This is a genomic window from Pseudomonas sp. Pseusp49 (genome assembly GCF_059491875.1).
Genome location: NZ_CP168514.1, coordinates 6,114,142 through 6,136,486, shown reverse-complemented (window position 1 = coordinate 6,136,486; position 22,345 = coordinate 6,114,142). Strand labels below are relative to the sequence as shown.

The following is a 22,345-nucleotide window of genomic DNA, read 5'->3' as shown; positions in this document are numbered from 1 at the left end:
TCCCAACCCCGCAGCCGTAGGCTGTGGGGTTTTGTCGTCACTGGGATAAACGCGCAAGTAACCGGGGAGCCTCTCGAGGCGTTCGAACCCGTAATTGGAGTGCCTCATGGCCAAGAAGATTACCGCTTACATCAAGCTGCAAGTGAAGGCCGCTCAGGCTAACCCAAGCCCGCCTGTTGGTCCTGCTCTGGGTCAGCACGGCGTGAACATCATGGAATTCTGCAAGGCTTTCAACGCCCGTACCCAGGGTCTTGAACCAGGTCTGCCGACTCCAGTGATCATCACTGTCTACAGCGACCGTAGCTTCACTTTCGAAACCAAATCCACCCCTGCTTCGGTTCTGCTGAAGAAGGCGGCCGGTCTGACCAGCGGTTCCGCTCGTCCGAACACCGTTAAGGTTGGCACCGTAACTCGTGCTCAGCTGGAAGAAATCGCGAAAACCAAAAACGCGGATCTGACTGCAGCTGATATGGAAGCAGCCGTGCGTACCATCGCCGGTTCTGCTCGTAGCATGGGCCTTAACGTGGAGGGTGTGTAATGGCTAAGCTGACCAAGCGTCAAAAGGCTATCGCCGGCAAAATCGAAGCAGGCAAGGCCTACAACTTTGTAGACGCTGCTGCCCTGCTGGCCGAGCTGTCGACTGTCAAGTTCAGCGAGTCGTTCGACGTAGCTGTAAACCTGGGTGTTGACCCGCGTAAATCCGACCAGGTCGTTCGTAGCGCTACCGTGCTGCCACACGGCACTGGCAAGACCGTTCGCGTTGCTGTGTTCACCCAGGGTCCAGCTGCTGAAGCCGCTCTGGCTGCCGGCGCTGACCGTGTAGGCATGGACGACCTGGCTGCCGAAATGAAAGGCGGCGACCTGAACTATGACGTAGTGATCGCATCCCCGGATGCAATGCGCGTTGTAGGTCAGTTGGGTCAGATCCTCGGTCCACGTGGCCTGATGCCTAACCCTAAAGTCGGCACCGTAACTCCAGACGTAGCTACCGCGGTTAAAAACGCCAAGGCTGGTCAGGTTCGTTATCGCACCGACAAAAACGGCATCATCCACACTTCCGTTGGCAAGATCGGCTTCGACGCCGTGAAGCTGAAGGAAAACGTTGAAGCCCTGATCGCTGATCTGAAGCGTATCAAGCCAGCTTCCTCGAAAGGCATCTACGTCAAGCGCGTTACCCTGAGCACCACTATGGGCCCAGGTCTGGTCATCGACCAGAGCTCGCTCGACGCGTAAGACACAGATTGGCGCAAGCGATTGCGCCAATTGAAAAATTGGGGTCCCTGCCTGGCGGGGGCTATCCAAGACCGTAGGCGACGCAAGTCTTAAACCACAAGCCTACGCAGATGGTGCTCCCGGTTCCTTACCGAATCAGACACCAAAACGACATCCGGTTTCGACCAGATGAAACGGTAACAAGCAGGAGTTAAACCCGTGGCAATTAAACTCGAAGACAAGAAGGCCATCGTCGCTGAAGTCAACGAGGCTGCCAAAGTCGCTCTGTCCGCTGTCGTGGCTGATGCCCGTGGCGTAACAGTAGGCGCGATGACCGGACTCCGTAAAGAGGCTCGTGAAGCTGGCGTTTACGTACGTGTTGTACGTAACACCCTGCTCAAGCGCGCTGTTGCTGACACTGAATTCAGTGTCCTCAACGACGTGTTCACCGGCCCTACCCTGATTGCATTCTCCAAGGAACATCCAGGCGCTGCTGCCCGGATCTTCAAGGAATTCGCAAAGGGTCAGGACAAGTTCGAGATCAAGGCAGCTGCGTTCGAGGGCAAGTTCCTCGCAGCTAACCAAATCGACGTACTGGCAACTCTGCCGACCCGTGACGAAGCAATTTCTCAGCTGATGAGCGTGATTCAAGGCGCTACCAGCAAGTTGGCTCGTACTCTGGCGGCAATTCGCGACCAGAAAGAAGCTGCTGCAGCCTAAGGCTCGTCAACTTCTCGCGTTTTTTGTTTTTTTCGATGGTCGCGTAGGCCGTCCCCAATATCAGGAATTAGATTCATGTCTATCTCTCAGAACGATATCCTTGAAGCAGTTGGCAACATGTCCGTAATGGAAGTTGTTGAGCTGATCAAAGCTTTCGAAGAAAAATTCGGTGTTACCGCTGCTGCTGCATCGGCTGGTCCAGCTGTTGCTGCTGCCGTTGCTGAAGAGCAAACCGAATTCAACGTCATGCTGACCGAAGCTGGCGAGAAGAAAGTTAACGTGATCAAGGCTGTACGTGAACTGACCGGTCTGGGCTTGAAAGAAGCCAAGGCTGTAGTTGACGGCGCACCTGCCATGGTTCTGGAAGCTGTTGCCAAAGACGCAGCTGACAAAGCCAAAGCAGCTCTGGAAGAAGCAGGCGCTAAAGTCGAGCTGAAGTAAGCATCGACTTTGCTCCTCCAGCCCGAGCGTTAAGCGACAGGCTGATGGCTGGTGGCTCTTGCCACCGGCCTTTTTCCGTTATTGGCAGCCGACTGGGTCGGTGCCGATAACGTGCTGTAACCACCCGATGCGGTGGCGCAAACCATGGGGTTTGCACGATTTTCTGGCTGCTCCCGTCGGGAGGGGCCAAACAAGCAGGTGACCAAGCTGGGGAACGCTGATGGCTTACTCATATACTGAGAAAAAACGTATCCGCAAGGACTTTAGCAAGTTGCCGGACGTCATGGATGTGCCGTACCTCCTGGCCATCCAGCTGGATTCGTATCGTGAATTCTTGCAAGCGGGAGCGACTAAAGATCAGTTCCGCGACGTGGGCCTGCATGCGGCCTTCAAATCCGTTTTCCCGATCATCAGCTACTCCGGCAATGCTGCGCTGGAGTACGTCGGATATCGTCTGGGCGAACCGGCATTTGATGTCAAAGAATGCGTATTGCGCGGTGTAACTTACGCCGTACCTTTGCGGGTAAAAGTGCGCCTGATCATTTTCGACAAAGAATCGTCGAACAAAGCGATCAAGGACATCAAAGAGCAAGAAGTCTACATGGGTGAAATCCCCCTGATGACTGAAAACGGTACCTTCGTAATCAACGGTACCGAGCGTGTAATCGTTTCCCAGCTGCACCGTTCCCCGGGCGTGTTCTTCGACCACGACCGTGGCAAGACGCACAGCTCCGGTAAACTGCTGTACTCCGCGCGCATCATTCCTTACCGCGGTTCGTGGCTGGACTTCGAGTTCGACCCGAAAGACTGCGTATTCGTGCGTATCGACCGTCGTCGCAAGCTGCCTGCATCGGTACTGCTGCGCGCGCTCGGCTATACCACCGAAGAAGTGCTGGACGCGTTCTACACCACCAACGTATTCCACGTGAAGGGCGAGACCCTGAGCCTGGAGCTGGTGCCTCAGCGCCTGCGCGGTGAAATCGCTGTCCTCGATATTCAGGATGACAAAGGCAAGGTTATTGTCGAGCAGGGTCGTCGTATCACCGCTCGCCACATCAACCAGCTGGAAAAAGCCGGTATCAAAGAGCTGGATGTGCCTCTGGACTACGTCCTGGGTCGCACAACCGCCAAGGTCATCGTGCATCCGGCAACCGGCGAAATCCTGGCAGAGTGCAACACCGAGCTGAACACCGAGATCCTGGCAAAAATCGCCAAGGCCGGCGTTGTTCGCATCGAAACTCTGTACACCAACGATATCGACTGCGGTCCGTTCGTCTCCGACACCTTGAAGATCGACTCCACCAGCAACCAACTGGAAGCCCTGGTCGAGATCTATCGCATGATGCGTCCTGGCGAGCCGCCAACCAAGGACGCTGCCGAGACCCTGTTCAACAACCTGTTCTTCAGTCCTGAGCGCTATGACCTGTCTGCGGTCGGCCGGATGAAGTTCAACCGTCGTATCGGTCGAACCGAAATCGAAGGTTCGGGCGTGCTGTGCAAGGAAGACATCGTCGCGGTACTGAAGACCCTGGTCGACATCCGTAACGGTAAAGGCATCGTCGATGACATCGACCACCTGGGTAACCGTCGTGTTCGCTGCGTAGGCGAAATGGCCGAGAACCAGTTCCGCGTTGGCCTGGTACGTGTTGAGCGTGCGGTCAAAGAGCGTCTGTCGATGGCTGAAAGCGAAGGCCTGATGCCGCAAGACCTGATCAACGCCAAGCCAGTGGCTGCGGCGGTGAAAGAGTTCTTCGGTTCCAGCCAGCTGTCCCAGTTCATGGACCAGAACAACCCGCTGTCCGAGATCACCCACAAGCGCCGTGTTTCTGCACTCGGCCCTGGCGGTCTGACTCGTGAGCGTGCCGGCTTTGAAGTGCGTGACGTACACCCGACTCACTACGGTCGTGTATGCCCGATTGAAACGCCGGAAGGTCCGAACATCGGTCTGATCAACTCCCTGGCCGCTTATGCGCGCACCAACCAGTACGGCTTCCTCGAGAGCCCGTACCGCGTGGTGAAAGACGCTCTGGTCACCGACGAGATCGTATTCCTGTCCGCCATCGAAGAAGCTGATCACGTGATCGCTCAGGCTTCGGCCACGATGAACGACAAGAAAGTCCTGATCGACGAGCTGGTAGCTGTTCGTCACTTGAACGAATTCACCGTCAAGGCGCCGGAAGACGTCACCTTGATGGACGTATCGCCGAAGCAGGTAGTTTCGGTTGCTGCGTCGCTGATTCCGTTCCTCGAGCACGACGACGCCAACCGTGCGTTGATGGGTTCGAACATGCAGCGTCAAGCTGTACCGACCCTGCGCGCTGACAAGCCGCTGGTAGGTACCGGCATGGAGCGTAACGTAGCCCGTGACTCCGGCGTTTGCGTCGTGGCTCGTCGTGGCGGCGTGATCGACTCCGTCGACGCCAGCCGTATCGTGGTTCGTGTTGCCGATGACGAAGTTGAAACCGGTGAAGCCGGTGTCGACATCTACAACCTGACCAAGTACACCCGCTCCAACCAGAACACCTGCATCAACCAGCGTCCGCTGGTGCGTAAAGGTGATCGGGTTCAGCGTAGCGACATCATGGCCGACGGTCCGTCCACCGACATGGGTGAACTGGCTCTGGGTCAGAACATGCGCATCGCGTTCATGGCATGGAACGGCTTCAACTTCGAAGACTCCATCTGCCTGTCCGAGCGTGTTGTTCAGGAAGACCGCTTCACCACGATCCACATCCAGGAACTGACCTGTGTGGCCCGTGACACCAAGCTTGGCCCAGAGGAAATCACTGCCGACATCCCGAACGTGGGTGAAGCGGCTCTGAACAAACTGGACGAAGCCGGTATCGTTTACGTAGGTGCTGAAGTTGGCGCAGGCGACATCCTGGTGGGTAAGGTCACTCCGAAAGGCGAGACCCAGCTGACTCCGGAAGAAAAACTGCTGCGTGCGATCTTCGGTGAAAAAGCCAGCGACGTTAAAGACACTTCCCTGCGTGTACCTACCGGTACCAAAGGTACTGTCATCGACGTACAGGTCTTCACTCGCGACGGCGTTGAGCGTGATGCTCGTGCCCTGTCGATCGAGAAGTCCCAGCTGGACGAGATCCGCAAGGACCTGAACGAAGAGTTCCGTATCGTTGAAGGTGCTACTTTCGAACGTCTGCGTTCCGCTCTGGTCGGCCACAAAGCCGAAGGCGGCGCCGGTCTGAAGAAAGGCCAGGACATCACCGATGAAGTTCTCGACGGTCTTGAGCACGGCCAGTGGTTCAAACTGCGCATGGCTGAAGATGCTCTGAACGAGCAACTCGAGAAGGCTCAGGCCTACATCGTTGATCGTCGCCGTCTGCTGGACGACAAGTTCGAAGACAAGAAGCGCAAACTGCAGCAAGGCGATGACCTGGCTCCGGGCGTGCTGAAAATCGTCAAGGTCTACCTGGCAATCCGTCGTCGCATCCAGCCGGGCGACAAGATGGCCGGTCGTCACGGTAACAAGGGTGTGGTCTCCGTGATCATGCCGGTTGAAGACATGCCGCACGATGCCAATGGCACCCCGGTCGACGTCGTCCTCAACCCGTTGGGCGTACCTTCGCGTATGAACGTTGGTCAGATCCTTGAAACCCACCTGGGCCTCGCGGCCAAAGGTCTGGGCGAGAAGATCAACCGCATGATCGAAGAGCAGCGCAAGGTTGCCGAGCTGCGTAAGTTCCTGCACGAGATCTACAACGAGATCGGCGGTCGTCAGGAAAGCCTCGATGACTTCTCGGATCAGGAAATCCTGGACCTGGCTCAAAACCTGCGTGGCGGCGTTCCAATGGCCACTCCAGTGTTCGACGGTGCCAAGGAAAGCGAAATCAAGGCCATGCTGAAACTGGCGGACCTGCCAGAAAGCGGCCAGATGCAGCTGACCGACGGCCGTACCGGCAACAAGTTCGAGCGCCCGGTTACCGTTGGCTACATGTACATGCTGAAGCTGAACCACTTGGTAGACGACAAGATGCACGCGCGTTCTACCGGTTCGTACAGCCTGGTTACCCAGCAGCCGCTGGGTGGTAAGGCGCAGTTCGGTGGTCAGCGTTTCGGGGAGATGGAGGTCTGGGCACTGGAAGCATACGGTGCCGCTTACACTCTGCAAGAAATGCTCACAGTGAAGTCGGACGATGTGAACGGCCGTACCAAGATGTACAAAAACATCGTGGATGGCGATCACCGTATGGAGCCGGGCATGCCCGAGTCCTTCAACGTGTTGATCAAGGAAATTCGTTCCCTCGGCATCGATATCGATCTGGAAACCGAATAACACGTGACGCGAATCGAGAGCGGGGCAGGATTGCCCGCTCTCTGCTCCGCCAGGAGGAAAGGCCTTGAAAGACCTACTGAATTTGCTGAAAAACCAGGGTCAAGTCGAAGAGTTCGACGCCATCCGTATCGGATTGGCATCGCCTGAGATGATCCGTTCGTGGTCGTTCGGTGAAGTTAAAAAGCCGGAAACCATCAACTACCGTACGTTCAAACCTGAGCGTGACGGCCTGTTCTGCGCCAAGATCTTTGGCCCGGTAAAGGATTACGAGTGCCTGTGCGGTAAGTACAAGCGCTTGAAGCACCGCGGTGTGATCTGCGAGAAGTGCGGCGTTGAAGTCGCGCTGGCAAAAGTTCGTCGTGAGCGCATGGCGCACATCGAACTGGCCTCGCCGGTTGCCCACATCTGGTTCCTGAAATCGCTGCCGTCCCGTATCGGCTTGCTGATGGACATGACCCTGCGTGATATCGAACGCGTTCTCTACTTCGAGAGCTACGTCGTTATCGATCCAGGCATGACCACCCTTGAAAAGGGTCAGCTGCTGAACGACGAGCAGTACTTCGAAGCGCTGGAAGAGTTCGGCGATGATTTCGATGCCCGCATGGGTGCCGAAGCTGTCCGCGAACTGCTGCACGCTATCGACCTGGAACACGAGATTGGCCGTCTGCGCGAAGAAATTCCGCAAACCAACTCGGAAACCAAGATCAAGAAGCTGTCCAAGCGTCTGAAGTTGATGGAAGCCTTCCAGGGTTCCGGCAACCTGCCAGAGTGGATGGTGCTGACCGTTCTGCCGGTTCTGCCGCCAGACCTGCGTCCACTGGTCCCGCTGGATGGCGGTCGTTTCGCGACTTCCGACCTCAACGATCTGTATCGTCGAGTGATCAACCGTAACAACCGTTTGAAGCGCCTGCTGGATCTGTCCGCTCCGGACATCATCGTGCGCAACGAAAAGCGTATGTTGCAGGAAGCCGTCGACGCACTGCTCGACAACGGTCGTCGTGGCCGCGCTATCACAGGTTCCAACAAGCGTCCTCTGAAATCCCTGGCTGACATGATCAAGGGTAAGCAGGGTCGTTTCCGTCAGAACTTGCTCGGTAAGCGTGTTGACTACTCCGGCCGTTCGGTAATTACCGTAGGTCCGACCCTGCGTCTGCACCAGTGCGGTCTGCCGAAGAAGATGGCTCTCGAGCTGTTCAAGCCGTTCATTTTCGGCAAGCTGGAAATGCGTGGTCTCGCGACCACCATCAAGGCTGCCAAGAAGATGGTCGAGCGCGAGCTGCCGGAAGTTTGGGACGTTCTTGCTGAAGTGATTCGCGAACACCCGGTTCTTCTCAACCGTGCACCGACCCTTCACCGTCTGGGCATCCAGGCGTTTGAACCGGTACTGATCGAAGGTAAGGCTATCCAGCTGCACCCTCTGGTCTGCGCCGCGTACAACGCCGACTTCGACGGCGACCAAATGGCCGTGCACGTACCGCTGACGCTGGAAGCCCAGCTGGAAGCGCGTGCGTTGATGATGTCGACCAACAACATTCTGTCGCCAGCCAACGGTGAGCCAATCATCGTTCCGTCGCAGGACGTTGTATTGGGTCTGTACTACATGACGCGTGAAGCGATCAACGCCAAGGGCGAAGGTCGTGTATTCGCGGATCTGCAGGAAGTTGACCGTGTGTTCCGTGCCGGCGAAGCCGCACTGCACGCCAAGGTTAAAGTGCGGATCAACGAAACCGTCAACGACCGTGACGGCGGCAGCGTGACCAACACCCGTATCGTCGACACCACTGTCGGCCGTGCGCTGTTGTTCCAGGTTGTGCCAAAAGGTCTGTCGTACGACGTCGTCAACCTGCCGATGAAGAAAAAGGCGATCTCCAAGCTGATCAACCAGTGCTACCGCGTGGTTGGTCTGAAAGAGACCGTTATCTTCGCTGACCAGCTGATGTACACCGGTTTTGCCTATTCGACCATCTCCGGCGTTTCCATCGGTGTTAACGACTTCGTTATCCCGGATGAAAAGGCCCGCATCATCGGTGCTGCCACCGACGAAGTGAAAGAGATCGAGAGCCAGTACGCCTCCGGCCTGGTAACCCAGGGCGAGAAGTACAACAAAGTGATCGACCTTTGGTCCAAGGCGAACGACGAAGTTTCCAAGGCGATGATGGCCAACCTCTCGAAAGAGAAAGTCATCGACCGTCATGGCGTCGAAGTCGATCAGGAATCGTTCAACTCGATGTACATGATGGCCGACTCGGGTGCGCGGGGTTCCGCAGCACAGATTCGTCAGCTGGCCGGTATGCGTGGCCTGATGGCCAAGCCGGACGGCTCCATCATTGAAACGCCGATTACTGCGAACTTCCGTGAAGGTTTGAGCGTACTTCAGTACTTCATCTCCACTCACGGTGCTCGTAAAGGTCTGGCGGATACCGCGTTGAAAACGGCGAACTCGGGTTACCTGACTCGTCGTCTGGTAGACGTGGCGCAGGATCTGGTTGTAACCGAGATCGATTGCGGCACCGAACACGGTCTGCTGATGACTCCGCACATTGAAGGCGGTGACGTTGTAGAGCCGTTGGGTGAGCGCGTATTGGGTCGTGTTATTGCCCGCGACGTATTCAAGCCGGGTACCGAGGACGTCATCGTTCCTGCTGGCACCCTGGTAGACGAGAAGTGGGTCGAGTTCATCGAGCTGAACAGCATCGACGAAGTGATCGTGCGTTCGCCGATCAGCTGCGAAACCCGCTATGGCATTTGCGCCAAGTGCTACGGCCGTGACCTGGCTCGTGGTCACCAGGTGAACATCGGTGAAGCGGTCGGCGTTATCGCTGCCCAGTCCATCGGTGAGCCGGGTACCCAGCTGACGATGCGTACGTTCCACATCGGTGGTGCGGCAAGCCGGACCTCCGCAGCCGACAGCGTTCAGGTGAAGAATGGCGGTACCGTCCGTCTGCATAACCTGAAGCACGTTGAGCGAGTGGATGGTCACCTGGTAGCTGTGTCCCGTTCCGGTGAGCTGGCTATCGCTGATGACTTCGGTCGTGAGCGTGAGCGTTACAAGCTGCCGTACGGTGCCGTGATTTCGGTTAAAGAAGGTGACAAGGTCGACGCTGGCGCCATCGTGGCCAAGTGGGATCCGCACACTCACCCGATCGTTACCGAAATGAAAGGTACCGTGACCTACGTGGGCATGGAAGAAGGCATCACGATCAAGCGTCAGACTGACGAATTGACCGGTATGACCAACATTGAAGTACTCGACGCCAAAGACCGTCCAGCTGCCGGTAAGGACATCCGTCCAGCCGTCAAGATGGTCGACGACAACGGCAAGGATCTGTTGCTGCCAGGCACTGACGTTATCGCTCAGTACTTCCTGCCAGCCAACGCCCTGGTCGGTGTGGCGGACGGTGCGAAGATTGCGATCGGTGATGTTATCGCTCGTATTCCGCAAGAAACTTCGAAGACCCGTGACATCACCGGTGGTCTGCCGCGTGTTGCCGACCTGTTCGAAGCCCGTCGTCCGAAAGAAGCGTCGATTCTGGCTGAAGTCAGCGGCACCATCGCGTTCGGTAAAGAGACCAAGGGCAAGCGCCGTCTGGTCATTACCCCGAACGACGGTAGCGATCCGTACGAAGAGCTGATTCCGAAGTGGCGTCACCTGAACGTGTTCGAAGGCGAACAGGTAAACCGCGGCGAAGTTATCTCCGACGGTCCGAGCGATCCACACGACATCCTGCGTCTGCTGGGTGTGAGTGCGCTGGCCAAGTACATCGTCAACGAGATCCAGGACGTTTACCGTCTGCAAGGCGTGAAGATCAACGACAAGCACATCGAGACCATCCTGCGTCAGATGCTGCGTAAAGTTGAGATCGCTGAATCCGGCGATTCCAGTTTCATCAAGGGCGACCAGATGGAACTGACTCACGTACTGGTAGAGAACGAGCGCCTGGCGACTGAAGACAAGTTTGTCTCCAAGTTCACTCGTGTGCTGCTGGGTATCACCAAGGCGTCGTTGTCCACCGAATCGTTCATCTCGGCGGCTTCCTTCCAGGAAACCACTCGCGTACTGACCGAAGCGGCGGTAACCGGCAAGCGCGATTACCTGCGCGGCCTGAAAGAAAACGTGGTCGTGGGTCGTCTGATCCCGGCCGGTACCGGTCTGGCTTATCACAGCGAGCGTAAGCGTCGCCGTGATGCAGACAAACCGTTGCGCGTAAGCGCCAGTGAAGTGGAAGCTGCACTGACCGAAGCGCTGAACTCGAGCGGTAACTGAGTTCTGCGGTAAATGAGTGTGAGGCCCTGGTCACTCCGTTCATCGAATCGAGACAAATTGTCGAGATTGGATGAGCGGGGAGGGCGGGGCCTTGCCTTGACTGGGGACAAGATCCTCTTTAGACTCTTGTACCCCTAAATTTGGCGGGAACTCGTTCCTGCCATTTTGCTTTTCTTGCAAGACAATAGCGTCGCAAGACAACAGTGGAGCTAGTAGATGGCAACTATCAACCAGCTGGTACGTCAGCCGCGTAAGCGTATCGTCGAGAAATCCGACGTGCCTGCGCTGCAGAACTGCCCGCAACGCCGTGGCGTGTGCACCCGTGTGTACACCACCACGCCGAAAAAACCTAACTCGGCACTGCGTAAAGTATGCCGTGTGCGTCTGACCAACGGTTTCGAGGTTTCCTCGTATATCGGTGGTGAAGGCCACAACCTGCAAGAGCACAGCGTGGTACTGATCCGCGGCGGTCGTGTAAAAGACTTGCCAGGTGTTCGTTACCACACCGTTCGCGGTTCGTTGGATACTTCCGGTGTTAAAGGTCGTAACCAGGGTCGTTCGAAGTACGGTACCAAGCGTCCGAAGTAATCGGTCGTTTTGCAGTTATTCATTTTATTGAGTCGATAAGAGTAAGGTCGGGCACGTATCCACTGGATCTGTCCCGGGCTAACCTGAAGACCGTTTGAGGGCTTATCAATGCCAAGACGTCGCGTAGCAGCCAAGCGTGAGATTCTGGACGATCCGAAATACGGAAGCCAAATCCTCGCCAAATTCATGAACCACGTAATGGAAAGCGGCAAGAAAGCCGTTGCCGAGCGTATCGTTTATGGTGCCCTGGATACCGTGAAGGCTCGTAAGGCCGGCACCGATCCCCTGGAACTCTTCGAAAAAGCACTCGACGCCATCGCTCCGCTGGTCGAAGTGAAGTCGCGCCGCGTTGGTGGTGCTACTTACCAGGTTCCGGTCGAGGTTCGTCCTTCCCGTCGTAACGCTCTGGCAATGCGCTGGTTGGTAGACTTCGCCCGCAAGCGCGGCGAGAAGTCTATGGCTCTGCGTTTGGCTGGCGAACTGTTGGACGCCGCCGAAGGTAAAGGTGCTGCAGTTAAGAAGCGTGAAGACGTGCACCGTATGGCTGAAGCCAACAAGGCTTTCTCGCACTACCGCTTCTAATTCTAGCGTCACTCATTTTGCGAGGGCTTTATGGCTCGTACTACACCGATTAATCGCTACCGTAACATCGGTATCGTTGCTCACGTGGATGCTGGTAAAACCACCACCACCGAGCGCGTCCTTTTTTACACCGGCAAAAGCCACAAGATGGGCGAAGTGCATGACGGCGCTGCGACCACTGACTGGATGGTTCAGGAGCAGGAGCGTGGTATTACCATTACTTCTGCTGCCATTACCGCCTTCTGGCAGGGTTCGGCCAAGCAGCACAAAGACCAATACCGCTTCAACGTCATCGATACCCCGGGCCACGTAGACTTCACTATTGAAGTTGAGCGTTCCCTGCGTGTACTCGACGGCGCGGTCGTTGTGTTCTGCGGCACCTCCGGCGTTGAGCCTCAGTCCGAAACCGTATGGCGTCAAGCCAACAAGTACGGCGTTCCACGTATTGTTTACGTGAACAAGATGGACCGTGCCGGTGCAAACTTCCTGCGCGTGATCGCTCAGATCAAGCAGCGTCTGGGTCACACTCCGGTGCCGATCCAGTTGGCTATCGGTTCCGAAGACAATTTCCAGGGTCAGATCGATCTGATGACCATGGAAGCGGTTTACTGGAACGATGCCGACAAGGGCATGACTCCACGTCGCGAAGCTATCCCTGCTGAACTGCAGGAGCTGGCTGAAGAGTGGCGCAACAACATGGTTGAGGCTGCGGCCGAAGCCAGCGAAGAGCTGATGAACAAGTACCTCGAAGGGGAAGAGCTCTCCATCGAGGAAATCAAGGGCGCTCTGCGTCAGCGTACTATCGCTGGTGAGATCGTTCTGGCTGTTTGCGGTTCTTCCTTCAAGAACAAGGGTGTTCCCCTGGTTCTCGACGCCGTTATCGACTACCTGCCGGCTCCGACCGACATTCCTGCCATCAAGGGTACCGACCCGGATGACGAGGAAGTTCAAATGGAGCGTCATGCAGACGACAACGAGCCGTTCTCGGCTCTGGCGTTCAAGATCGCTACCGACCCATTCGTGGGTACCTTGACCTTCGTCCGCGTTTACTCGGGCGTGTTGGCCTCCGGCGACGGCGTGATCAACTCGGTCAAAGGCAAGAAAGAGCGTGTGGGTCGTATGGTGCAGATGCACGCAAACGCCCGTGAAGAGATCAAGGAAGTACGCGCTGGCGACATCGCGGCCTTGATCGGCATGAAGGACGTCACCACTGGTGAAACCTTGTGCAACGCTGACAAGCCAATCATCCTGGTTCGCATGGACTTCCCGGAGCCGGTTATTTCGGTTGCCGTTGAGCCTAAGACCAAGGATGACCAGGAAAAAATGGGTATCGCTCTGGGCAAACTTGCTCAGGAAGACCCGTCTTTCCGCGTCAAGACTGATGAAGAGACTGGTCAAACGATCATCTCTGGCATGGGCGAGCTGCACCTGGACATCCTGGTTGACCGGATGCGCCGTGAGTTCAACGTCGAAGCCAACATCGGTAAGCCTCAGGTTTCCTATCGTGAGCGCATCACGAAGAACTGCGAAATCGAAGGCAAGTTCGTTCGTCAATCCGGTGGTCGTGGCCAGTTCGGTCATTGCTGGATCCGTTTTGCTCCTGCTGACGAAGGTCAGGAAGGTCTGCAATTCTTGAACGAAGTAGTGGGTGGTGTGGTTCCTAAGGAATACATCCCGGCTATCCAGAAGGGCATCGAAGAGCAGATGAAGAACGGCGTAGTTGCCGGCTATCCGCTGATCGGCCTGAAGGCTACCGTGTTTGATGGTTCTTACCACGACGTCGACTCCAACGAGATGGCGTTTAAGGTGGCTGCTTCCATGGCGACCAAGCAACTGGCCCAGAAGGGCGGTGGTGAGTTGCTCGAGCCGATCATGGCGGTAGAGGTTGTTACGCCTGAAGACTATATGGGTGACGTGATGGGCGACCTCAATCGTCGTCGCGGCATGATTCTGGGTATGGAAGACACGGTTTCCGGTAAGGTGATCCGTGCTGAAGTTCCGTTGGGCGAGATGTTCGGTTATGCGACCGACGTTCGTTCGATGTCCCAGGGTCGCGCAAGCTACTCTATGGAATTCAAAAAATACAATACGGCTCCGTCGCACATCGTCGAAACCGTTACCAAAAAACAAGGCTGATTCAGTCCTTTAGGCAAGGAGTTAATTGTCGTGGCTAAAGAAAAATTTGATCGTTCCCTACCGCACGTCAACGTTGGCACCATCGGTCACGTTGACCACGGTAAAACCACTCTGACCGCAGCTCTGACTCGCGTTTGCTCCGAAGTTTTCGGTTCCGCAATCGTTGAATTCGACAAGATCGACAGCGCGCCAGAAGAAAAAGCTCGTGGTATCACCATCAACACCGCGCACGTCGAGTACAACTCGAACATTCGTCACTACGCTCACGTTGACTGCCCAGGTCACGCTGACTACGTGAAGAACATGATCACCGGTGCTGCCCAGATGGACGGCGCGATCCTGGTTTGCTCGGCCGCTGATGGTCCGATGCCACAAACCCGTGAGCACATCCTGCTGTCCCGTCAGGTAGGTGTTCCGTACATCGTGGTTTTCCTGAACAAGGCTGACCTGGTAGACGACGCTGAGCTGCTGGAACTGGTAGAGATGGAAGTGCGCGATCTGCTGAGCACTTACGACTTCCCAGGCGACGACACTCCAATCATCATTGGTTCGGCCCGTATGGCGCTGGAAGGCAAAGATGACAACGAGATGGGCACCACTGCCGTCAAGAAGCTGGTAGAAACTCTGGACACCTACATCCCAGAGCCAGAGCGTGCTATCGACAAGCCGTTCCTGATGCCAATCGAAGACGTATTCTCGATCTCCGGTCGCGGTACTGTTGTGACTGGTCGTATCGAGCGCGGTATCGTTCGCGTGCAGGATCCACTGGAAATCGTTGGTCTGCGTGACACCACCGTCACCACCTGCACCGGTGTTGAAATGTTCCGTAAGCTGCTCGACGAAGGTCGTGCTGGCGAGAACTGCGGCGTTCTGCTGCGTGGCACCAAGCGTGACGACGTTGAGCGTGGTCAGGTTCTGGTTAAGCCGGGTTCGGTTAAGCCGCACACCAAGTTCACCGCAGAAGTTTACGTTCTGAGCAAGGAAGAAGGCGGTCGTCACACTCCGTTCTTCAAAGGCTACCGTCCACAGTTCTACTTCCGTACTACTGACGTGACTGGTAACTGCGAGCTGCCAGAAGGCGTTGAAATGGTAATGCCAGGTGACAACATTCAGATGACTGTTACCCTGATCAAAACCATCGCGATGGAAGACGGTCTGCGTTTCGCTATCCGTGAAGGCGGTCGTACCGTCGGCGCTGGCGTCGTAGCCAAAATCATCGAGTAAGCATCTCTTTTGAGATAGCTTCGATGCTTTGAAAAGCCCCCGCTCAGCGGGGGCTTTTTTATTGGGTTGACACCTATCTGGGGCGTCTATAGAATTGCGCCTCCTTTTAACGGGCGTATTGCGCCCGGTGGGAATAGCAGCCGGAGTCTGAAATCCAATGCAAAATCAGCAAATCCGTATCAGGTTGAAGGCTTTCGACCATCGCCTGATCGACCAATCAACCCAGGAAATCGTGGAAACCGCGAAACGTACTGGTGCTCAAGTGCGTGGTCCAATTCCACTGCCTACCCGTAAAGAGCGGTTCACCGTTCTGGTCTCCCCGCACGTCAACAAAGACGCGCGTGACCAGTACGAGATCCGTACTCATAAGCGCGTTCTGGACATCGTCCAGCCAACGGATAAAACCGTTGATGCTCTTATGAAGCTTGATCTTGCGGCCGGTGTGGAAGTGCAGATCAGCCTCGGCTAAGACTCGGTCTTAGTCGTGTAACGCTCTGAAATGGGCGGCCATAGCGGGTGAAAGCCCCGTACACTCATGAGGTTTACAACATGACTATTGGTGTAGTCGGTCGTAAATGCGGTATGACCCGTATTTTCACCGAAGAAGGTGTCTCCATTCCGGTCACGGTCATTGAGATCGAGCCGAATCGCGTCACCCAGTTCAAAACTGAAGAGACCGATGGCTATCGTGCAGTGCAAGTCACTGTCGGCGAGCGTCGTGCTTCGCGTGTAACAGCAGCTCAGGCTGGCCACTTCGCTAAGGCGAACGTTGCCGCTGGTCGTACCGTAATGGAATTCCGCCTTGAAGAAGGCGAGTACCAGGCTGGCGATCTGATCAACGCTGAAATCTTCGCCGCTGGTCAACTGGTTGATGTAACCGGCCAGTCCAAGGGTAAAGGCTTCCAGGGTACGATCAAGCGTTGGAATTTCCGCGGGCAAGATAACACCCACGGTAACTCCGTATCCCACCGCGTTCCAGGCTCTATCGGCCAGTGCCAGACTCCTGGTCGTGTATTCAAGGGCAAAAAAATGTCCGGTCATATGGGCGCTGAGCGCGTGACCGTGCAGTCCCTCGAAGTAGTGCGCGTGGACGCTGAACGCAATCTGTTGTTGGTCAAGGGCGCTGTTCCTGGCGCTACTGGCGGCAACTTGGTTGTACGTCCAGCAGCCAAGGCTCGCGGTTAAGGGGAAGCTGACATGCAATTAAATGTAAATGACGCTCAAGCGATCGAAGTTTCCGAACTGACATTTGGCGGCGAATTCAACGAGACGCTGGTTCACCAAGCAGTCGTGGCCTACATGGCCGGCGGCCGTCAGGGTTCCAAGCAGCAAAAGACCCGTTCCGACGTTCGTGGTGGCGGCAAGCGCCCATGGCGTCAGAAAGGTACTGGCCGTGCTCGTGCCGGTACTATCCGTAGCCCAATCTGGCGTGGCGGCGGTACCACTTTCGCAGCTCGTCCTCAGGATCACTCCCAGAAGCTGAACAAGAAGATGTACCGCGCAGCAATGCGCTCCATCCTTGCTGAGCTGGTGCGTACTGATCGTCTGGTCGTGGTTCAGGATTTCGCCGTTGAAACGCCGAAAACCAAAGACCTGCTGGGCAAGCTGAACAACATGAGCCTGACCGACGTTCTGATCGTGTCGGACGCTGTTGATCAGAACCTGTACCTGGCTGCTCGTAACCTGCCACACGTAGATGTACGTGACGTGCAAGGTTCCGATCCAGTTAGTCTGATCGCATACGACAAGGTGTTGATCACCGTGTCGGCCGTGAAGAAATTCGAGGAGCTGCTGGGATGAACCAGGAACGCGTATTTAAAGTTCTGCTTGGCCCGCACGTTTCCGAGAAGGCTACGGTTCTGGCAGACAAGAAAGGCCAGTTCGTTTTCAAGGTTGCTACTGACGCAACCAAGCTGGAAATCAAGAAGGCCGTCGAAAGCCTGTTCAGCGTGAAAGTAGAGCGTGTAACTACCCTGAATGTTCTGGGTAAGAGCAAGCGCACTGCTCGCGGTCTGGGCAAGCGTAATGACTGGAAGAAGGCAGTTATCTCCCTTCAGCCAGGCCAAGATCTCGATTTCAGCAGCAGTGCTGAGTAAGGAAGGGGTGCATCATGGCAATCGTTAAATGCAAACCGACTTCCCCTGGCCGCCGTTTTGTGGTCAAGGTGGTCAACCAGGAGCTGCATAAAGGCGCTCCTCACGCACCGCTGCTCGAGAAGAAATCGAAGACTGGTGGTCGTAACAACAATGGCCGTATTACCACTCGTCACATCGGTGGTGGTCATAAGCAGCATTACCGTATGGTCGATTTCCGTCGCAACGACAAAGATGGCATCGTCGCCACTGTCGAGCGTATCGAATACGATCCAAACCGTACTGCTCACATCGCACTGCTCTGCTACGCAGACGGCGAGCGCCGCTACATCATCGCCCCTAAAGGCGTGAGTGCTGGCGACCAGCTGATCGCAGGCGCTCTGGCTCCAATCAAGCCAGGCAACGCTCTGCAACTGCGCAACATTCCAGTCGGTTCTACCGTACACGGCATCGAACTGAAGCCAGGTAAAGGCGCACAGATCGCTCGTTCCGCTGGTGCTTCGGCTCAGCTGATCGCTCGTGAAGGCGTGTACGTTACCCTGCGTCTGCGTTCCGGTGAAATGCGTAAAGTCCTGGCTGAATGCCGTGCGACCCTGGGCGAAGTCTCGAACTCCGAGCACAGCCTGCGTTCGCTGGGTAAAGCCGGTGCCAAACGCTGGCGTGGCGTTCGCCCAACCGTTCGTGGTGTTGCCATGAACCCGGTTGACCACCCACATGGTGGTGGTGAAGGTCGTACCTCTGGTGGTCGTCATCCGGTATCGCCATGGGGCTTCCCGACTAAGGGCGCGAAGACTCGTGGTAATAAGCGTACCGACAAAATGATCGTCCGTCGTCGCAAGTAAATAGAGGGATACGACAGTGCCACGTTCTCTGAAAAAAGGTCCTTTTATCGATCTTCACCTACTGAAGAAGATCGAAGTGGCGGCGGAAAAGAACGATCGCAAACCGGTGAAAACCTGGTCGCGTCGTTCGATGATCCTGCCACAAATGGTCGGTCTGACCATCGCAGTACACAACGGTCGTCAGCACGTCCCAGTTCTCGTGAACGAAGACATGGTCGGCCACAAACTGGGCGAGTTCGCCGGTACCCGCACTTATCGCGGGCACGTGGCAGACAAGAAAGCCAAGCGTTAAGGGGTTAGGAAATGGAAGTAGCCGCTAAGTTGTCGGGCGCTCGAATCTCCGCCCAGAAAGCCCGCTTGGTCGCCGACCAGATCCGCGGGAAGAAGGTGGGCGAAGCGCTCAACCTGTTGGCTTTCAGCAGTAAGAAAGCCGCCGAGATCATGAAGAAAGTGCTGGAGTCGGCCGTAGCCAACGCCGAGCATAACGAAGGCGCAGACGTTGATGACCTGAAGGTCAGCACCGTTTTCGTCAACGAAGGGCGTTCGCTGAAGCGCATCATGCCACGTGCCAAAGGCCGTGCTGATCGCATCGTCAAGCGGTCTTGCCATATCACTGTCAAGGTTGCTGACAAGTAACGGAGTCGAAGAGATGGGTCAGAAAGTACATCCCATTGGCATTCGCCTGGGAATCGTCAAGGAGCACACCTCCGTCTGGTACGCAGACGGTCGGACTTATGCGGACTATTTGCTCGCAGATCTGAATGTGCGTGAGTACCTCCAAGACAAACTAAAAAGCGCGTCCGTAAGCCGTATCGATATCCATCGTCCGGCCCAAACTGCACGCATCACCATCCACACCGCTCGTCCAGGTATCGTTATCGGGAAGAAAGGTGAAGATGTTGAGAAACTGCGTCAGGACCTGACCAAGCAAATGGGTGTGCCTGTGCACATCAATATCGAAGAGATCCGCAAGCCGGAGCTCGACGGTATGCTGGTTGCGCAGAGCGTAGCTCAGCAGCTGGAGCGTCGCGTAATGTTCCGTCGTGCTATGAAGCGCGCCGTACAGAACGCCATGCGCATTGGTGCCAAAGGCATCAAAATCCAAGTGAGCGGTCGTCTCGGCGGTGCTGAAATCGCACGTACTGAATGGTATCGCGAAGGTCGTGTGCCATTGCACACCCTGCGTGCCGACATCGACTATGCCAACTACGAAGCTCACACCACTTACGGTGTGATCGGTGTAAAGGTTTGGATCTTCAAAGGCGAAGTAATTGGTGGTCGCCAAGAAGAACTGAAACCACAAGCACCAGCGCCTCGTAAAAAAGCTGCTAAGTAAGGGGTACGCCAAATGTTGCAACCAAAGCGTACGAAGTTCCGCAAGCAAATGACTGGTCACAACCGTGGCCTGGCATTGCGCGGTAGCAAAGTCAGCTTCGGCGAGTTCGCGCTGAAGTCTGTTGCTCGTGGTCGTCTCACCGCTCGTCAGATCGAGTCAGCGCGTCGTGCTCTGACCCGTCACGTAAAACGTGGCGGCAAGATCTGGATCCGTGTATTCCCGGACAAGCCGATCTCCAAGAAGCCTCTCGAGGTTCGTATGGGTAAAGGTAAGGGTAACGTGGAATACTGGGTTGCCCAGATTCAGCCAGGCAAAGTCCTGTATGAAATCGAGGGTGTTTCTGAAGAGCTGGCGCGTGAGGCTTTCGCCCTGGCTGCTGCAAAGCTGCCGCTCGCCACCTCCTTTGTTAAACGGACGGTGATGTGATGAAAGCGAATGAACTTCGTGAAAAATCCGCACAGCAGCTGAACGAGCAACTGCTCGGCCTGCTGCGCGACCAGTTCAATCTGCGTATGCAGAAAGCAACTGGCCAGTTGGGGCAGTCTCATCTGCTCTCGCAAGTTAAGCGTGACATCGCTCGCGTGAAGACTGTGCTCAACCAGCAGGCAGGTAAGTAATCATGGCTGAAGCCGAAAAAACTGTCCGTACGCTGACTGGCCGTGTTGTCAGCGACAAGATGGACAAAACCATCACCGTTCTGATCGAGCGTCGCGTTAAGCACCCGATCTACGGTAAATACGTTAAGCGTTCGACTAAGCTGCACGCGCACGACGAAACCAATCAGTGCCACATCGGCGACAAAGTCACTATTCGTGAAACTCGTCCTTTGGCCAAGACCAAGTCTTGGGCGCTGGTTGATGTTCTCGAACGCGCTGTGGAAGTCTAAGGACTAGGGGTCGGAGAAATTATATGATTCAGACTCAATCCATGCTCGATGTGGCCGATAACAGCGGCGCTCGCCGCGTTATGTGCATCAAGGTGCTGGGTGGCTCCCATCGTCGTTACGCTGGTATCGGTGACATCATCAAAGTTACCGTGAAGGAAGCAATTCCTCGCGGTAAAGTGAAAAAAGGCCAAGTGATGACTGCTGTTGTAGTCCGCACTCGTCACGGCGTACGTCGTGCTGATGGCTCCATTATCCGCTTTGATGGCAACGCTGCTGTTCTGTTGAACAACAAGCAAGAGCCGATCGGCACCCGTATCTTTGGGCCAGTGACCCGTGAACTTCGTACTGAGAAGTTCATGAAGATCGTCTCGCTCGCCCCAGAAGTGCTGTAAGGAGATCCGACATGCAAAAGATTCGTCGTGACGACGAGATCATCGTGATCGCCGGCAAAGACAAAGGTAAGCGCGGTAAGGTGCTGAAGGTTCTTGCTGACAACCGTCTGGTTGTTGGTGGTCTGAACCTGGTCAAGCGTCATACCAAGCCTAACCCGATGTCGGGCGTACAGGGCGGTATCGTCGAGAAAGAAGCGCCACTGCACGCTTCCAACGTCGCCATCTTCAACGGCGAAACCAACAAGGCTGACCGCGTTGGTTTCAAAGTAGAAGACGGTAAGAAAATTCGTGTCTTCAAGTCGACCCAAAAAGCGGTTGATGCTTGAACACTGCTAGGTAGAAGACCATGGCACGACTAAAAGAGATTTACCGGAAGGAAATCGCTCCGAAACTTAAGGAAGAACTTAAGCTTTCGAACGTGATGGAAGTTCCGCGCGTTACCAAAATCACCCTGAACATGGGTCTGGGCGAAGCGATCGGCGACAAAAAAGTCATCGAGCACGCTGTTGCTGACCTGGAAAAGATCACCGGCCAGAAAGTCGTTGTGACCTACGCTCGCAAATCCATCGCAGGCTTTAAAGTCCGTGAAGGTTGGCCGATCGGCGTCAAAGTGACCCTGCGCCGTGAGCGTATGTACGAGTTCCTGGATCGTCTGCTGTCGATCTCCCTGCCTCGGGTTCGCGACTTCCGCGGCCTGAATGCCAAGTCCTTCGATGGTCGTGGTAACTACAGCATGGGCGTGAAAGAGCAGATCATCTTCCCGGAAATCGACTACGACAAGATCGATGCTCTCCGCGGTCTGGACATCACCCTGACCACCACTGCCAAGAACGATGATGAAGGCCGCGCTCTGCTGCGTGCGTTCAAATTCCCGTTCCGCAACTGATTGGAGTAGGACCATGGCCAAGATGAGCATGAAAAACCGCGAGCTGAAGCGTCAGCTCACGGTTGCCAAGTACGCCAAGAAGCGTGCAGCACTGAAAGCTATCATCGTTGATCTGAACGCAAGTCCAGAAGCGCGTTGGGAAGCTACAGTAGCCCTGCAGAAGCAGCCACGTGACGCAAGCGCTTCGCGCATGCGTAACCGCTGCCGCCTGACCGGTCGTCCACACGGCGTTTACCGCAAGTTCGGCCTCGGCCGTAACAAGCTGCGTGAAGCTGCCATGCGTGGTGACGTACCGGGTCTGGTTAAAGCCAGCTGGTAAGTACTGTCAAAGTCTCGGTGTCCAGGATCGCAAGATCCTGACCACCGGTGGCCTTGAATCTGGATCAAGCCCCTTTTGGGGCTTGATTCATTTCTGGGGTGTGTCTAGAATACCCGGCTCGCCTGAGCCC

At 55.8% G+C, this 22,345-nt stretch carries 25 protein-coding genes; all 25 read left to right on the top strand.

The window, feature by feature from the left end; all coding sequences use genetic code 11:
• Positions 1–106: 106 nt before the first annotated feature.
• Positions 107–538 carry a 50S ribosomal protein L11 gene (gene rplK, locus ACEN83_RS27430; protein ID WP_007933726.1) on the top strand — a complete coding sequence of 144 codons (432 nt, stop codon included), beginning with the start codon at positions 107–109 and terminating at the stop codon, positions 536–538.
• Positions 538–1,233, top strand: coding sequence for a 50S ribosomal protein L1 (rplA, locus tag ACEN83_RS27425; protein WP_003186095.1), 696 nt, complete (start codon positions 538–540; stop codon positions 1,231–1,233). Before rplK ends, rplA begins: the two co-directional genes overlap by 1 nt.
• Before the next feature lie 198 nt (positions 1,234–1,431).
• Positions 1,432–1,932 carry a 50S ribosomal protein L10 gene (gene rplJ / locus ACEN83_RS27420; protein WP_007970413.1) on the top strand — a complete coding sequence of 167 codons (501 nt, stop codon included), beginning with the start codon at positions 1,432–1,434 and terminating at the stop codon, positions 1,930–1,932.
• A gap of 75 nt (positions 1,933–2,007) precedes the next feature.
• Positions 2,008–2,373 (top strand): 50S ribosomal protein L7/L12, encoded by a 366-nt coding sequence (gene rplL / locus ACEN83_RS27415; protein WP_007970414.1) that lies wholly within the window; start codon positions 2,008–2,010, stop codon positions 2,371–2,373.
• A 220-nt stretch (positions 2,374–2,593) separates the two neighbouring features.
• Entirely contained in the window at positions 2,594–6,667 is a 4,074-nt protein-coding gene (gene rpoB / locus ACEN83_RS27410; protein ID WP_007970415.1) for a DNA-directed RNA polymerase subunit beta, read from the top strand.
• 64 nt (positions 6,668–6,731) lie between these two features.
• The gene (gene rpoC / locus ACEN83_RS27405; protein ID WP_007970416.1) at positions 6,732–10,931 is read left to right on the top strand and encodes a DNA-directed RNA polymerase subunit beta'; all 4,200 of its coding nucleotides are present in this window, start codon (positions 6,732–6,734) and stop codon (positions 10,929–10,931) included.
• A 216-nt stretch (positions 10,932–11,147) separates the two neighbouring features.
• Positions 11,148–11,519, top strand: a complete 372-nt coding sequence (gene rpsL / locus ACEN83_RS27400; RefSeq protein WP_003186084.1) for a 30S ribosomal protein S12 — start codon at positions 11,148–11,150, stop codon at positions 11,517–11,519.
• Positions 11,520–11,627: 108 nt separating this feature from the next.
• Positions 11,628–12,101, top strand: coding sequence for a 30S ribosomal protein S7 (rpsG, locus tag ACEN83_RS27395; RefSeq protein WP_007970418.1), 474 nt, complete (start codon positions 11,628–11,630; stop codon positions 12,099–12,101).
• Between the two features lie 30 nt (positions 12,102–12,131).
• On the top strand, positions 12,132–14,237 hold the full coding sequence (gene fusA, locus ACEN83_RS27390; protein WP_116582922.1) for an elongation factor G: 2,106 nt from the start codon (positions 12,132–12,134) through the stop codon (positions 14,235–14,237).
• Positions 14,238–14,267: 30 nt separating this feature from the next.
• A complete protein-coding gene (tuf, locus tag ACEN83_RS27385; protein WP_007970421.1) occupies positions 14,268–15,461 on the top strand; it encodes an elongation factor Tu in 1,194 nt (397 codons plus the stop codon).
• A gap of 157 nt (positions 15,462–15,618) precedes the next feature.
• Positions 15,619–15,930: a 30S ribosomal protein S10 gene (gene rpsJ, locus ACEN83_RS27380; RefSeq protein WP_003186070.1), complete on the top strand. Its 312-nt coding sequence runs from the start codon at positions 15,619–15,621 to the stop codon at positions 15,928–15,930.
• A gap of 80 nt (positions 15,931–16,010) precedes the next feature.
• Positions 16,011–16,646, top strand: a complete 636-nt coding sequence (rplC, locus tag ACEN83_RS27375; RefSeq protein WP_003186059.1) for a 50S ribosomal protein L3 — start codon at positions 16,011–16,013, stop codon at positions 16,644–16,646.
• Between the two features lie 12 nt (positions 16,647–16,658).
• Positions 16,659–17,261, top strand: a complete 603-nt coding sequence (gene rplD, locus ACEN83_RS27370) for a 50S ribosomal protein L4 (protein ID WP_003228735.1) — start codon at positions 16,659–16,661, stop codon at positions 17,259–17,261.
• Positions 17,258–17,557 carry a 50S ribosomal protein L23 gene (gene rplW, locus ACEN83_RS27365; RefSeq protein ID WP_002555488.1) on the top strand — a complete coding sequence of 100 codons (300 nt, stop codon included), beginning with the start codon at positions 17,258–17,260 and terminating at the stop codon, positions 17,555–17,557. Before rplD ends, rplW begins: the two co-directional genes overlap by 4 nt.
• A 14-nt stretch (positions 17,558–17,571) precedes the next feature.
• Positions 17,572–18,396 (top strand): 50S ribosomal protein L2, encoded by an 825-nt coding sequence (gene rplB / locus ACEN83_RS27360; RefSeq protein WP_003228734.1) that lies wholly within the window; start codon positions 17,572–17,574, stop codon positions 18,394–18,396.
• A 16-nt stretch (positions 18,397–18,412) separates the two neighbouring features.
• Positions 18,413–18,688, top strand: coding sequence for a 30S ribosomal protein S19 (gene rpsS, locus ACEN83_RS27355; protein ID WP_002555486.1), 276 nt, complete (start codon positions 18,413–18,415; stop codon positions 18,686–18,688).
• A gap of 11 nt (positions 18,689–18,699) precedes the next feature.
• Positions 18,700–19,032: a 50S ribosomal protein L22 gene (gene rplV / locus ACEN83_RS27350; protein ID WP_003103908.1), complete on the top strand. Its 333-nt coding sequence runs from the start codon at positions 18,700–18,702 to the stop codon at positions 19,030–19,032.
• Between the two features lie 13 nt (positions 19,033–19,045).
• Positions 19,046–19,732 (top strand): 30S ribosomal protein S3, encoded by a 687-nt coding sequence (gene rpsC, locus ACEN83_RS27345; protein WP_007970424.1) that lies wholly within the window; start codon positions 19,046–19,048, stop codon positions 19,730–19,732.
• A 12-nt stretch (positions 19,733–19,744) separates the two neighbouring features.
• A complete protein-coding gene (gene rplP / locus ACEN83_RS27340; protein ID WP_003228729.1) occupies positions 19,745–20,158 on the top strand; it encodes a 50S ribosomal protein L16 in 414 nt (137 codons plus the stop codon).
• The gene (gene rpmC / locus ACEN83_RS27335; protein WP_002555481.1) at positions 20,158–20,349 is read left to right on the top strand and encodes a 50S ribosomal protein L29; all 192 of its coding nucleotides are present in this window, start codon (positions 20,158–20,160) and stop codon (positions 20,347–20,349) included. Before rplP ends, rpmC begins: the two co-directional genes overlap by 1 nt.
• 2 nt (positions 20,350–20,351) lie before the next feature.
• Positions 20,352–20,618 carry a 30S ribosomal protein S17 gene (gene rpsQ, locus ACEN83_RS27330; protein WP_003176419.1) on the top strand — a complete coding sequence of 89 codons (267 nt, stop codon included), beginning with the start codon at positions 20,352–20,354 and terminating at the stop codon, positions 20,616–20,618.
• 23 nt (positions 20,619–20,641) lie between these two features.
• A complete protein-coding gene (gene rplN, locus ACEN83_RS27325; protein WP_002555479.1) occupies positions 20,642–21,010 on the top strand; it encodes a 50S ribosomal protein L14 in 369 nt (122 codons plus the stop codon).
• Between the two features lie 11 nt (positions 21,011–21,021).
• Complete coding sequence (rplX, locus tag ACEN83_RS27320) at positions 21,022–21,336, top strand: 50S ribosomal protein L24 (protein ID WP_003186046.1); 315 nt, start codon at positions 21,022–21,024, stop codon at positions 21,334–21,336.
• 20 nt (positions 21,337–21,356) lie between these two features.
• Positions 21,357–21,896, top strand: a complete 540-nt coding sequence (gene rplE / locus ACEN83_RS27315) for a 50S ribosomal protein L5 (RefSeq protein ID WP_003210069.1) — start codon at positions 21,357–21,359, stop codon at positions 21,894–21,896.
• Positions 21,897–21,909: 13 nt separating this feature from the next.
• Positions 21,910–22,215, top strand: a complete 306-nt coding sequence (gene rpsN, locus ACEN83_RS27310) for a 30S ribosomal protein S14 (protein WP_003176414.1) — start codon at positions 21,910–21,912, stop codon at positions 22,213–22,215.
• Positions 22,216–22,345 lie beyond the last annotated feature (130 nt).

Excerpts from the sequence above, each read along its gene's own strand:
- rplV (WP_003103908.1), top strand. The coding sequence starts at position 18,700 with ATGGAAGTAGCCGCTAAGTTGTCGGGCGCTCGAATCTCCGCCCAGAAA.
- fusA (WP_116582922.1), top strand. The coding sequence starts at position 12,132 with ATGGCTCGTACTACACCGATTAATCGCTACCGTAACATCGGTATCGTT.
- rplD (WP_003228735.1), top strand. The coding sequence starts at position 16,659 with ATGCAATTAAATGTAAATGACGCTCAAGCGATCGAAGTTTCCGAACTG.
- rplX (WP_003186046.1), top strand. The coding sequence starts at position 21,022 with ATGCAAAAGATTCGTCGTGACGACGAGATCATCGTGATCGCCGGCAAA.
- rplC (WP_003186059.1), top strand. The coding sequence starts at position 16,011 with ATGACTATTGGTGTAGTCGGTCGTAAATGCGGTATGACCCGTATTTTC.
- rplP (WP_003228729.1), top strand. The coding sequence starts at position 19,745 with ATGTTGCAACCAAAGCGTACGAAGTTCCGCAAGCAAATGACTGGTCAC.
- rpsJ (WP_003186070.1), top strand. The coding sequence starts at position 15,619 with ATGCAAAATCAGCAAATCCGTATCAGGTTGAAGGCTTTCGACCATCGC.
- rplB (WP_003228734.1), top strand. The coding sequence starts at position 17,572 with ATGGCAATCGTTAAATGCAAACCGACTTCCCCTGGCCGCCGTTTTGTG.
- rpoB (WP_007970415.1), top strand. The coding sequence starts at position 2,594 with ATGGCTTACTCATATACTGAGAAAAAACGTATCCGCAAGGACTTTAGC.
- rplA (WP_003186095.1), top strand. The coding sequence starts at position 538 with ATGGCTAAGCTGACCAAGCGTCAAAAGGCTATCGCCGGCAAAATCGAA.
- rpsC (WP_007970424.1), top strand. The coding sequence starts at position 19,046 with ATGGGTCAGAAAGTACATCCCATTGGCATTCGCCTGGGAATCGTCAAG.
- rpsG (WP_007970418.1), top strand. The coding sequence starts at position 11,628 with ATGCCAAGACGTCGCGTAGCAGCCAAGCGTGAGATTCTGGACGATCCG.
- rplW (WP_002555488.1), top strand. The coding sequence starts at position 17,258 with ATGAACCAGGAACGCGTATTTAAAGTTCTGCTTGGCCCGCACGTTTCC.
- rplL (WP_007970414.1), top strand. The coding sequence starts at position 2,008 with ATGTCTATCTCTCAGAACGATATCCTTGAAGCAGTTGGCAACATGTCC.
- rpmC (WP_002555481.1), top strand. The coding sequence starts at position 20,158 with ATGAAAGCGAATGAACTTCGTGAAAAATCCGCACAGCAGCTGAACGAG.
- rplE (WP_003210069.1), top strand. The coding sequence starts at position 21,357 with ATGGCACGACTAAAAGAGATTTACCGGAAGGAAATCGCTCCGAAACTT.
- rpsN (WP_003176414.1), top strand. The coding sequence starts at position 21,910 with ATGGCCAAGATGAGCATGAAAAACCGCGAGCTGAAGCGTCAGCTCACG.
- rplK (WP_007933726.1), top strand. The coding sequence starts at position 107 with ATGGCCAAGAAGATTACCGCTTACATCAAGCTGCAAGTGAAGGCCGCT.
- rpsL (WP_003186084.1), top strand. The coding sequence starts at position 11,148 with ATGGCAACTATCAACCAGCTGGTACGTCAGCCGCGTAAGCGTATCGTC.
- rpsQ (WP_003176419.1), top strand. The coding sequence starts at position 20,352 with ATGGCTGAAGCCGAAAAAACTGTCCGTACGCTGACTGGCCGTGTTGTC.
- rplN (WP_002555479.1), top strand. The coding sequence starts at position 20,642 with ATGATTCAGACTCAATCCATGCTCGATGTGGCCGATAACAGCGGCGCT.